General features: G+C 43.0%; 12 protein-coding genes. 2 read left to right on the forward strand and 10 right to left on the reverse strand.

Annotated features, from left to right (window positions below):
- Positions 1 to 16: 16 nt before the first annotated feature.
- The 3 genes from AK95_RS21955 to AK95_RS21965 form a co-directional block, all read right to left on the reverse strand.
- Positions 17 to 2,455, reverse strand: coding sequence for a heavy metal translocating P-type ATPase (locus AK95_RS21955; RefSeq protein WP_071222028.1), 2,439 nt, complete (start codon positions 2,453 to 2,455; stop codon positions 17 to 19).
- Positions 2,456 to 2,488: 33 nt separating this feature from the next.
- Positions 2,489 to 2,689 carry a copper ion binding protein gene (locus AK95_RS21960; RefSeq protein WP_071222310.1) on the reverse strand — a complete coding sequence of 67 codons (201 nt, stop codon included), beginning with the start codon at positions 2,687 to 2,689 and terminating at the stop codon, positions 2,489 to 2,491.
- Between the two features lie 227 nt (positions 2,690 to 2,916).
- A complete protein-coding gene (locus tag AK95_RS21965) occupies positions 2,917 to 3,255 on the reverse strand; it encodes a metal-sensitive transcriptional regulator (RefSeq protein WP_083397718.1) in 339 nt (112 codons plus the stop codon).
- 1,547 nt (positions 3,256 to 4,802) lie between these two features.
- Here AK95_RS21965 and AK95_RS21975 point away from each other — a divergent pair.
- Positions 4,803 to 5,165, forward strand: a complete 363-nt coding sequence (locus tag AK95_RS21975) for a hypothetical protein (RefSeq protein ID WP_235613200.1) — start codon at positions 4,803 to 4,805, stop codon at positions 5,163 to 5,165.
- A gap of 150 nt (positions 5,166 to 5,315) precedes the next feature.
- A complete protein-coding gene (locus tag AK95_RS21980; RefSeq protein WP_071222030.1) occupies positions 5,316 to 6,302 on the forward strand; it encodes an arsenic resistance protein in 987 nt (328 codons plus the stop codon).
- A gap of 140 nt (positions 6,303 to 6,442) precedes the next feature.
- Here the strand turns inward: AK95_RS21980 and AK95_RS21985 are convergent, their stop codons facing one another.
- From AK95_RS21985 to AK95_RS22015, 7 genes are all read right to left on the reverse strand, one after another.
- Positions 6,443 to 6,877 carry a protein-tyrosine phosphatase family protein gene (locus tag AK95_RS21985; RefSeq protein WP_071222031.1) on the reverse strand — a complete coding sequence of 145 codons (435 nt, stop codon included), beginning with the start codon at positions 6,875 to 6,877 and terminating at the stop codon, positions 6,443 to 6,445.
- Positions 6,878 to 6,916: 39 nt separating this feature from the next.
- Positions 6,917 to 7,189: a HesB/IscA family protein gene (locus AK95_RS21990; protein WP_071222032.1), complete on the reverse strand. Its 273-nt coding sequence runs from the start codon at positions 7,187 to 7,189 to the stop codon at positions 6,917 to 6,919.
- Positions 7,190 to 7,231: 42 nt separating this feature from the next.
- A complete protein-coding gene (arsA, locus tag AK95_RS21995; RefSeq protein WP_071222313.1) occupies positions 7,232 to 8,995 on the reverse strand; it encodes an arsenical pump-driving ATPase in 1,764 nt (587 codons plus the stop codon).
- Positions 8,996 to 9,018: 23 nt separating this feature from the next.
- On the reverse strand, positions 9,019 to 9,378 hold the full coding sequence (gene arsD / locus AK95_RS22000) for an arsenite efflux transporter metallochaperone ArsD (RefSeq protein ID WP_071222033.1): 360 nt from the start codon (positions 9,376 to 9,378) through the stop codon (positions 9,019 to 9,021).
- 63 nt (positions 9,379 to 9,441) lie between these two features.
- Positions 9,442 to 9,861: an arsenate reductase (thioredoxin) gene (gene arsC, locus AK95_RS22005; protein ID WP_071222314.1), complete on the reverse strand. Its 420-nt coding sequence runs from the start codon at positions 9,859 to 9,861 to the stop codon at positions 9,442 to 9,444.
- A 27-nt stretch (positions 9,862 to 9,888) separates the two neighbouring features.
- Complete coding sequence (locus AK95_RS22010; RefSeq protein ID WP_071222034.1) at positions 9,889 to 11,184, reverse strand: arsenic transporter; 1,296 nt, start codon at positions 11,182 to 11,184, stop codon at positions 9,889 to 9,891.
- A 122-nt stretch (positions 11,185 to 11,306) separates the two neighbouring features.
- Positions 11,307 to 11,630, reverse strand: coding sequence for an ArsR/SmtB family transcription factor (locus AK95_RS22015; RefSeq protein WP_071222035.1), 324 nt, complete (start codon positions 11,628 to 11,630; stop codon positions 11,307 to 11,309).
- Between the last annotated feature and the right edge of the window lie 4 nt (positions 11,631 to 11,634).

Genomic DNA, 11,634 nt, shown 5'->3' on the forward strand with positions numbered 1-11,634 from the left:
TTAAAAAAGGTATTTATTATTGATTACGCACTTTTACACGTTGCAGCCGGAGCGCGTTGAGAACAACGGATACGGAGCTCAGTGCCATTGCAGCTCCTGCTACCCAAGGGGCCAATAAACCGATCGCTGCGATTGGAATTCCAAGTGTGTTGTAACCAAGAGCCCAGAATAAGTTTTGTTTAATATTACTCATCGTTTTGCGACTCATATAGATTGCATCCGGAATGCTGGAGAGATCTCCCCGCATGAGCGTTACATCTGCAGCTTCCATCGCTACATCCGTACCCGTTCCAATTGCCATCCCGATGTCAGCTGTCGCCAAAGCAGGCGCATCATTGATTCCATCACCTACCATAGCTACTGTTTTGCCTTGGGCTTGCAATTTCTTCACTTCTTCTGCTTTTCCTTCTGGCAGAACTTCTGCTCGAACATGATCAATACCGACCTGCGCTGCAATAGCATTTGCCGTCCGCTCGTTGTCACCCGTGATCATAATGACTTGGATACCCATTTCTTTCAAACGGTGAACAGCTGCTTTTGATGTTTCTTTAATCGTATCCGCTACAGCAACCATACCTGCATATTGGTTATTGATCGCAACAAGCATGGCTGTTTTTCCGGCTTCCTCCAGGCGAGCCATCGTATCATATGCATGCTTAGCATCCACCTCATATTTGTCCATCAACCTGCGAGTACCGATAAGAAGTTGATGACCTTCTACGACGGCCTTGATTCCAAATCCCGGGATGGCTTCAAAAGAATCTGTACCAGGCAACTCAATATTTTGATCCTGTATTCCTGCAACAATTGCTTCTGCTAGAGGGTGCTCAGAATTTTTCTCTGCTGCACCGACCAACCGTAAAAATGTTGTCTCATCTCCTTCGGATAAAACATCCGTGAGCTCTGGCTTACCTTTCGTAACCGTACCGGTCTTGTCAAGTATGATGGCGTCGATCTTATGGGTTTGTTCCAGATGCTCGCCACCTTTAAACAAAATGCCTAGTTCTGCAGCGCGTCCGGATCCAGCCATAATCGAAGTCGGCGTAGCTAAACCGAGTGCACATGGGCAAGCAATGACAAGAATTGCAATCGCTTTTTCTAACGCTTCTGCAAAATCGCCTGGGGTCACGAGGAAGTACCAAATCAAGAAGGCCACAACTGCTATGCCAACAACAATTGGGACAAAAATTCCCGAGATCACATCCGCCACCCGTTGAATCGGAGCTTTCGAGCCCTGTGCTTCTTCTACAACTTTAATGATCTGTGCAAGTGCTGTTTCCTTACCGACTTTTGTCGCTTTGATTCGCAGGATGCCATTTTTGTTAATCGTTGCTCCGATGACCATGTCGCCTTCTCTTTTCTCAACTGGGAGACTCTCACCAGTTAACATAGATTCATCGACGGACGATAAACCTTCCAGTACCTGACCATCCACCGGCACCTTATCACCAGGACGTACAAGCACCACATCCCCTACAATTACCTCATCTACCGGAATCGAAAGCTCCTGACCGTCACGAACAACTAATGCCGTCTTGGCTTGCAGTCCCATCAATGATTTAATGGCTTCAGAAGTTCTGCCTTTTGCTAGTGATTCAAATAATTTCCCTGTGATCACCAATGTGATCAGAACTGCACTTGTTTCGAAATACAGTGATGGTCCATGGTGCATACCCGCGCCGCTTATGAACCATTCGATCGTAAGATACAAACTGTAAAAATATGCAGCTGAAGTTCCGAGCGATATCAATACGTCCATATTTGCGCTGCGATTACGTAGTGCTTTATAAGCACCTACATAAAAGGGTTTACCGATATAGAATTGAACTGGGGTTGCCAAGATCAGTTGAAACCATGGATTCATGAAAATCTCCGGTGTATAAATCCATGAAGTGAAAGAAAAATGAGCAACCATCGTCCATAAAAGTGGTAATGAAAGTAAGGCTGAGATTAGTAATTTCTGTTTCTGCTGGCGTAATTCTTTTTCACGATGATCACCTGTGTTCGCATGATCTTCTTTCGAGATTGCTTTATATCCAATTTGTTTAACCTTGTTTTGCATCTCGGTGATGGATACTTCTCCAGGTGAGTATTCTACCCGTGCTGTTTCCATTGCAAAGTTGACCGTAGCATTCGTAACGCCTGGCAGCTTGCTTAAGCTTTTCTCGATTCGATTCGCACATGCTGCACAGGTCATACCTTCCAGTTTAAATTGAGCAACTTCCTTAGCCGTACCGTAGCCCAATTTCTTAATTGTCTCTTCTAGAATGTCAGTATCAACTCTTGTTGGATCATACGATATACTAGCTTTTTCGAGAGCGAAATTTACGTTAGCCGTATCTACGCCCTCCAATTTATTTAATCCCTTCTCAATTCGATTGGCACACGCCGCACAAGTCATCCCAGTGATTTGCAAAGTTGATTGTTTTTTTTGGTTCGTTGCTACTGCTTCCATAAATGGTTCCCACCTTTACTTTACACATTGGATTTATTTTACGTCGTATCCCTGTTCTTCAATGGTTTCTTTAATTCGTTCAATCTTGACATGACTTTCGTCGAACGACACATCTACCGTATTGTTTTTGAGATCAACTTTTCCCTTCACACCAATTTCCTTGAGTGCCCCTTCAATCGTATTGACGCAATGCTGGCAGCTCATTCCTTCTACTTCTAATGTCATGTTTTTCATTTTCATCATTACATCCCTTCATTGGTTGTTTTTAATGGTTTAAATTATCTTTTTATTACTACATGTTACATCGTGATCTAACATTAATTGCCAATGTCATTTCCTGAACTTAGTATACCCCCGTACCCTATATTTAGTCAACACCTTTTTAATTTTATTTTTTATATACTCCAGCCAATTAAAGATTGATAAGAAAAAAGCAGCATTTCTGCTGCTTCTAAGAATTGTTATTTCATTAATTTGTTCATGGTCGTTAACAGCTCCGTTAATACTTCTGTATCGCCTTCTTGTATTCGATCGATAACACAACTTCTCATGTGATGTTCGAGCAAAAGCTTCCCGACGCCGTTTAGAGCTGATTGGACCGAGGCAATCTGATTTAATACATCGTCACAATAAGTGTCTTTATCAATTAAACCTTTAATGCCTCTTACTTGCCCCTCGATCCGGTTCAAACGAGAAACTATACTGTTTTTCACTTTATCTGAGTGATGGCTCTTACGCCCACAATCCTCAGTTGAACAGTGACTAGAGGTTTGTACACTTGATTGATCTACCAGTTCCATGTTAATGCTCATTTAATTTCTCCTCCTTCATGTTAATATACTCTCCCACCCTATACAAAAATAAACCGTGTTAACTGTATAGAACTTGACACTAGATTGTTGGCCTACAATGAAAATTATCATGATACAGTATTTACCTTACACTCCGAATATATAGCCCCCCACCCTATATTGTCAAGTAAAACCTGCACACCATTTTCTACACATAAAAAATAATCCAAGCCATATTCATAAAATAAAGCGTAAGGGGGCATGGTATATTTTATTTACAAACTAATAAGTGTTCCTTTATTGTTTTACGTAAAATCATGATCCAGTTCTGCATCAGGCAGGTTTAGGTTTGTTTCCGAATCGTCGGGCCAAGGCCTCATTTCACGTAATTGATGACTTTTCTCATTCGTAAATACTCATCATCATTTATTTCGCCTCTGAAGTACCGTTCTTTCAGCATAATTTAGGGACGATCCACAACACCACTCTTCATCATCAGTAATCGAGCAACAACGTAAACGGTTAATCCAACAATCAGTATAAGATGATAGTCATGCCATCCATCCTTGTAATCACCTCCCAAGTTAGGATTCTAAAATGTTGAAGCGTTTATTCTTTCACTTGGCCTTCACTCAAAATCTTGAAAAGTGACTATCTTCATTCACTAAAACACGATACGACCGCAAGAACTTTTGCTCTCTCCTTACATAAATATCTTCATCCGTATATTGCTCATAAAGATCATGAACCGTTATATGACCCTTCCCCTCGAGTTCTTCCTTTCAACGTTTGTTATTTTTGAATGCTGAATATAGGGAAGTGCAAAAAGCACAAGAATTTTCATTTGAATCCCCTTCTTTCCTCATGATGCATGCTTACTAGCCAGTACTCCGTATAATATGCTGTCTGTCTCACTTAGCATTTTTCTGAATATGTTTCACGATATACTTTGCATCAGGACCAACCCCACGAAGTGTTGCTGAAGCAAAGGATCGCTGTCCGGGTAGGCCCACGACCAGGTATAACCCTACTTACGCCTCGGTCTTGTAATGGATCTCCCTTAGCATCAAGCCCTCCTAGATCCCTGATAAAGGAAAGATTGAAACGAAAGCCAGTTGCAAAAATAATGCTTTCCACCTTCTCTTTTGAACCATCTGGCCAAATCCCCCCATCTTCATAAAACGATGTAAACATGATCTTTTGCTTGGGGTTGCCATCCTTCAATCTTCGTTTGTACCCATCCAGGTCCATGACTGAAGATGCGTTGGCTAATGACTTCCCAATCCGCCAGTGGGAATCGATACCGTTGATAATAAACCAAAAATGAATATCCTTTTCTAAAAACGCTGCGGCACAAGCGAGACCGGCTCGCGAACAGCTAACGTGGTATGGGCTTTATCTGCTAACTCCATCGCGATTTGTACAGCTGAGTTTCCCCTGCCAACAACGATAACAGATTGATCCCTAAAGGGATCCTGCAGTTATTTCATCTACGCCGCCAGAAGGGTAACTAAATCAGTTCGTAATTCTTATGCTAATTGGAAAGGGGCAAAAAAATGACTAAAGAAATACCTACTTCATGTTGCCACACAGTCTTTACAAAGGAAGAACGATTTGAATACAAAAATATTTGGAGAGAATTAGAATTAAGAAGGATCAGTATTACGGAGATTGAAAAAGGATACCAATACCTATTCCCTGATGATTCAGAAACCCTACGGCTTTTGAATGAATGGATTGGCATGGAGAGAAGATGCTGTCCATTTTTAACTTTTACGATGATTGCAAACAATGAAGATAAAGCGATCAGGCTTCAATTAACTGGGAACGAGGAAGTAAAAGCATGTTTACAAAATGAAATTGACGAAAATATAAAAGTACTTACTACGTTGAGCAAAGAAACGAATAGCACCTGTTAACCCTATTTTAGATGGCCTTTGTTAGCTTTTAATTCTTGACTAGCCATAGTAGACATGATATTTTCGCCTTTAGTATAGACATCAAAAACAGTTGTGAAGTTTAACGCTTTTATTTTGCGATAATCAAGCACAAGTGAAATGAGGATTGAAATGGTCTCAAGAGAACAGTTAGAAAAGAATCAAGTATGGCTTTATGCTCTGGTTTTAATTCTTGCTACTGGCATAGGTTTATTATGGCCTGAAACAAGCGCAAGTTTTGATCGTGTTATTTCAATTGTACTTGCCATATTAATGTACGGAATGTTTACGCAAATCCCTTTTTTCCGCTTAAAAGAAGCACTATCAAATCGACAGTTCATTTACGCACTACTTATGATGAATTACATAGTTGTACCTATCCTAGTCTGGGGATTAACACGGTTTCTTCCTGCTGATCCCTCTCTGTTATTGGGCGTATTTCTTGTGTTGCTTACTCCGTGTATTGACTATGTTATTGTCTTCACACACCTTGGTCGTGGGAACGAGAAGCTTGTTTTAGTTTCAACCCCGATACTCTTTGTTACCCAAATGCTTTTATTACCTATTTATCTATGGCTTTTTATGGGCACACAGGCAGCCGAAATTGTAAGTGTTGGACCGTTTCTGGAAGCATTCCTCGGTCTTATTGTTGTTCCGTTATTACTTGCACTACTTACACAATGGTGGGCAAGAAAACAGCAAACGGGAGAACGTTTTCTTGATGCTACAGCATGGCTCCCTGTGCCTTTTATGGCACTGACTCTATTTGTTGTTGTTGCATCGCAAATCAGTAAACTATACACTTCATTTGACTTTATTAGTCAAGTGATTCCAGTCTATGTAGTATATATGATCATTACTCCAATTATGGCTCGTTTAGTTTCTCGTATATTCCGATTGGATACCGGAGCAGGACGGGCACTTATCTTTAGCGCGGGGACTCGTAACTCACTAGTTGTTCTTCCTTTTGCTTTGGCTCTACCTGAGCCTCTGAACGGCTTAGTGGCTGCAGTAATCGTAACACAAACAATAGTAGAACTTATCGGGGAATTGATTTATATTCGTCTTGTTCCAAAGGTCCTTTTACGAGAAAGCGATGAAAAGAAGCCTGAAAACTAGCTGTGTTCTCCCCTTGCGCTCAATCAACTCACGTAAGGGGAGTGCTGTTAAAATGGTTTGCTGGTTTAACGAACAATACAGGACCGTAAAAGGGTAAGAGCATACAGCTCATTACGCCTTAAATCATTGTTAAACAAAACTTATTCTTCAAATATCTTTTCGAGGGATTCCCTTTGGGTCGGCTTTATTTGAATAATATTGCGAATGCTCTTGGCCTTTTCCTCAGCTTCGGCAATGGTTTGGGCCTCTCCTAGGGCTAGCAAGGTTCCAATGGCAACGGTTCCTGTTCTTCCTTTACCTCCCCCACAATGAAAAGCTACTTTTTGGCCATTGTGATAGGCACTAACTACTTCATCGATCGCCTTTTTAAATAAAACCTCCTCGCTCTCCGTTGCATTGTCGCCCAAGGGGATCTTAACCCATTTCACGTTGGCATCTGTGGATGCGCACTCCGTGGCTTCTTCTCGAAGGTCCACCACAACTTGGACACCTTCTTGTTTTACCATTTCTTCGACATCAGCGGCTCCGCCCATATAGATCTTATCTTCATGTAGTGCATGGTATTTCTTCTCCATGTTCTTCGTTGCCTCCTATTTTCGAATTAGCAGCAGCTGCTACTGCCGCCACTGACGATTAATGCAGGAACCTTCTCCATCTTGGTCAATATCCAATGTAACATTCCGTACGAGGTCAGCAATGGTTGGATCGAGAGCCACTTCTATATGATTTATACGCTCGACAATGTCATTTTCCTGAGCTTTATCCAGCGTCAGCTGATAACTTGGTCCGCAACACCCAGCACCTGCATTAAAGAATCTTAACGTTGTGGTCCCAGCTTCTTTCATCATCTCTTCGATGTATGCTTTAGCCCCATCCGTAATGATCATGATGATCACTCCTCACTCATATAAGTAGAATTTTACCCGTCATTACTTCTCCGCCAGTTTTTTGAGCCGATCGTATCCCTTAATCTCCTCCGGTTCCCACGGAATAATCACGCTGTGGTTTGCCGATGCTTCTTTAATCTCTGAGATCCATTGTGCCTCCGAACTCGCACGACCCCGTAATACCGGATCCGTTGTCTGTGTTGCAGCGAAGCTCTGATTGATCGCCCACCATTTTGTAGGGATATTTGCTCGCTTCAAGTCCTCGTTCAATCGGGAAGCCTCGTAAAAAGGCGTGGCCTCTGCCAGAGTAACAATAACTACGCTGGTCTCCTCAGGATTTCGCAGGCGCGGCAGAAGATGCTTCACCGAATTAGGAATCTCTCCAGAAGAACGTTCAATTTCCTTATGGTACTCTTGCGTTGCGTCCAAAAGCAGCAGCGTATGTCCGGTTGGAGCCGTATCAATCACTACAATCTCATCCTGTGAACGCTCAACCAAGTCTGCAAAAGCTCTGAAGACAGCAATCTCCTCTGTACAAGGAGATCGTAGGTCTTCTTCCAAATAAGCAAGACCATCTTCATCTAAGGAATCGGCATTTTGGCTCAGTACTTCATTACGGTACTTTTCCAGTTCGACTCTTGGGTCGACTCGACTCACCGAGAAATGTTTGTATCCTTCCTCATCTAAAATGTGGTTAAGATGTGCGGCAGGATCGGTTGTACTCAGATGTACTCGATGCCCCTGTTCAGCTAAGCCAACCGCAATAGCTGATGCGACGGTTGTCTTTCCGACACCGCCTTTTCCCATCGTAAATACAACACGTACTCCGGATGATGCTATATCACGAATTAGAGTGCTTAATGGTGGTGCTGAAATCTGTTCCACGTTTTCAGAGCTTAATGATTGTTCTATGAGTGAAAATAGTTGACGCAAATGGGTTAGTCCCGTTAGGTTATATGGAACTAAAGGTATTTCATAATGGGGAATGGTCTTTAGGTTCTCCGGCATCGCATCTAACGCGATCTGTTGGCGTTTATAGAATGCTTCTGAAATGGGATCCGGGTTTGAATGAAGAACAAAAGTGCCGTTCATAACAAGAATCTGATTATTCATTCCCGTCTCTCTTAATTCGAATGAAGCACGGGCAGCTTCCAACAGCGGCGAACGATCTGGACGTGTCACCAATACGAGTATTGTTTGTTGTTCGTCATTCAGCGTTGCCAATGCGTTGCTATATAGTTCCTTCTTCGACTCCAATCCTGCTAATGGACCTAAGCATGAAGCACCGTGTGTACTTTCATCTAAAAATCCGCTCCAAGCGGTAGGAAGTTGCAACAACCGAAGCGTATGCCCTGTTGGCGCTGTGTCAAAAAGAATATGGTCAAAGCCGGCTTTCAGCTCTTGATTGGTCAAAAGGGTGGAGAACTCATTGAAGGCGGCAATTTCAACCGTACAAGCGCCTGAAAGTTGTTCCTCCATCGTAGCAATCACGGTATCCGGAAGTTTGCCGCGGTACGGATCAACGACCTGTGCTTTATATTCACTTGCTGCCGTCTCCGGATCTAAATTGGCGACATACAGGTTAGGCGCTCCTTGAATCTGAACAGGATGATTGGATAACGTCATACCGAAAACATCTTGCAGATTCGACGCCGGGTCTGTGCTGACTAGCAAAACTCGCTTACCCGCATCTGCAAGTGATATGGCTGTCGCGCTCGCGGTAGAGGTCTTTCCAACTCCGCCTTTGCCCGTAAAAAAGAGATATGGCGTTAGTGGAATATCATTTGGATGAAATGATCTACTCATCATTGTGCACCTACTTCCTTCTGTCATTGCTTCGTATTGAGCTCAATACGCATTTTCGGTTTTTTCACCAAGTCCGTCTCTGCCAATCCAGTCCAAGCACACCATTCCTCCATGGAGGGATAGTCTTGGATTTTTGTCACCTGACCGTTTAACAAAACTACCGGCAAAACTTCCGGACCTTGTTCAGTAAGCAGCTGATTGACAACAGGGTTCGAAACAAACGCATCTGGCTCACTTGCCAGGTTATAACGAGCAACATCGATGTTCTTACTTTTTAGATTGTGGACAACGGTTGATACACGAATCAATTCAGGGTCCACACTTGGCCCGCATACTCCTGTAGAACAACACATGGCCGGATCATAAATTTCAATGGATATCATGGTCGTTTCCCTCCTGTAATAAAGGAAGCCGAGAAAAGTTCCCGGCTCCTACGTTCTATTTGATTACTCGCCGGTTACAGCGAACTTTTGAATACGCTCGCCGATTTGATCGCGAACGCGCTGAAAAACAGCCCATTTTTCTTCGTCGGTACCCTGAGCCTTGGCAGGATCGTCAAATCCCCAGTGCTCACGGCGAACATGAGGAGGTGTCATCGGACAACGATCGGCTGCATCGCCGCACAGGGTGACCACCAAATCGGATTGATTTAACAACTCCGGATCAATGATATCCGAAGTTTGGTTCGAAATATCGATCCCCACCTCGTTCATTGCTTTGACCGCATTCGGGTTTAGGCCATGAGCTTCGATGCCGGCGCTGTAGACATTCCAATCATCACCCAGATGTTTTTTGGCCCATCCTTCAGCCATTTGGCTGCGGCAAGAGTTGCCTGTGCACAAGAAGTACAATGTCTTTTTTTCCATCATCGTTTCTCTCCCTTATCACTTGAATTAAAGTATGGTTAGCCAGATATATAATCCTAAAAGGGTTATAAATAGCGTTGGGATGGTCAATATAATCCCTGTCTTAAAGTAAGTTCCCCAGCTGATCTTCACGCCTTTGGTCGAAAGAACATGCAGCCAAAGCAAGGTGGCTAGTGAACCAATCGGTGTAATTTTGGGACCTAAATCGGAACCAATCACATTCGCATAAATTAAGGCCTCTTTAATGGCAACCGACGTGTTTGTCGCATCGATGGCAAGTGCATCAATCATGACGGTCGGCATATTGTTCATGATGGAAGAAATAATCGCAGCAATGAAGCCCATCCCCATGGTTGCAGCAAACAGACCTTGATCCGCTACGCTCTGTATGACACTGGCCAGAAGATCTGTAAGACCAGCGTTACGTAAGCCATAGACCACAACATACATACCAATCGAGAAAAATACGATAGCCCACGGAGCCCCTTGAAGGACTTCTTTGGTTTGTACAGCCGGACTTTTTCTCGCCATCAGCAGGAAGAATATCGCGATGACACCAGCTACGATCGATACGGGGATACCCACAAATTCACACACAAAGTAACCGATCAGCAGAACGCTTAATACGATCCATGATAAACGGAACATCTTAGGATCTTGAATTGCCGTTGAGGGTTGTTTAAGCTGCGTCCCATCGAACTTACGCGGGATGCTCTTGCGGAAAAACAAATAAAGCACAAGGATACTGGCTACTAAAGAGAACAGATTGGGAACCAACATACGGCTGGCGTATTCGATAAACGTAATGCCGAAGAAATCGGCCGATACGATATTCACCAGGTTGCTGACTACAAGTGGTAGCGAAGTTGTGTCCGCAATAAAACCACTTGCGATGATAAAAGGGAATACCTTCTTCTCGTCAAGATTCAGCGCTCGTACCATGGCAAGCACAATGGGAGTTAAGATTAGAGCCGCACCATCGTTTGCGAAAAAAGCAGCGACAACAGCTCCAAGAACGGATACATACACAAACATCCGAATACCATTTCCTCGAGCAGCATTCGCCATATGTAAGGCGGCCCACTCGAACAACCCGATTTTATCCAAGATCAAAGAAATGATAATGATCGCGACAAAGGCGAGCGTTGCATTCCATACGATTTGGGTGACATCCCATACATCCTGAAAGTCAACGACTCCAACGAGCAGTGCCAGTACAGCACCACCGCAGGCAGACCATCCAATGGATAGATTTTTAGGCTGCCAAATGACAAAAACTAATGTAATAAGAAAAATGATGCTAGCCAGGACAACAGAAACCAATGTTCAAACCTCCAATTATGCGATGACTTAAATACGGCAATAATAATCAATATATAACTATATCCTTATATAAAAATAGAGATCATATTTAGCATCACTCAACCATATGCTAAATATTCCTGTTAATCACAAGCACAGTTAACTTCCTTATTCATGGATGACAGTACTTCTTGAGCACTGGGCATCTCATTTAACACGGCTTGGATATATGGCTTGTCATCAACATTCAAGGAATAATACACCCATTGGCCACGGCGGGCTTCATTTACAATCCCCTGAGACTTAAGCTTTCTTAAGTGCTGGCTAATCGCTGGCTGGGACATGTCGAAAATATCTACAAATTCGCAAACACACCATTCTTTTTGTTTAAGAAGCGTTAACATCGTAAGTCTTGTTTTATCTCCAAGCAGTTTTAGCTTTTCGGCAATTTCGTTCATCTGCTCCAATATG

The organism is Paenibacillus sp. LC231 (assembly GCF_001860525.1).
Classification (GTDB): Bacteria; Bacillota; Bacilli; order Paenibacillales; family Paenibacillaceae; genus Paenibacillus_AQ.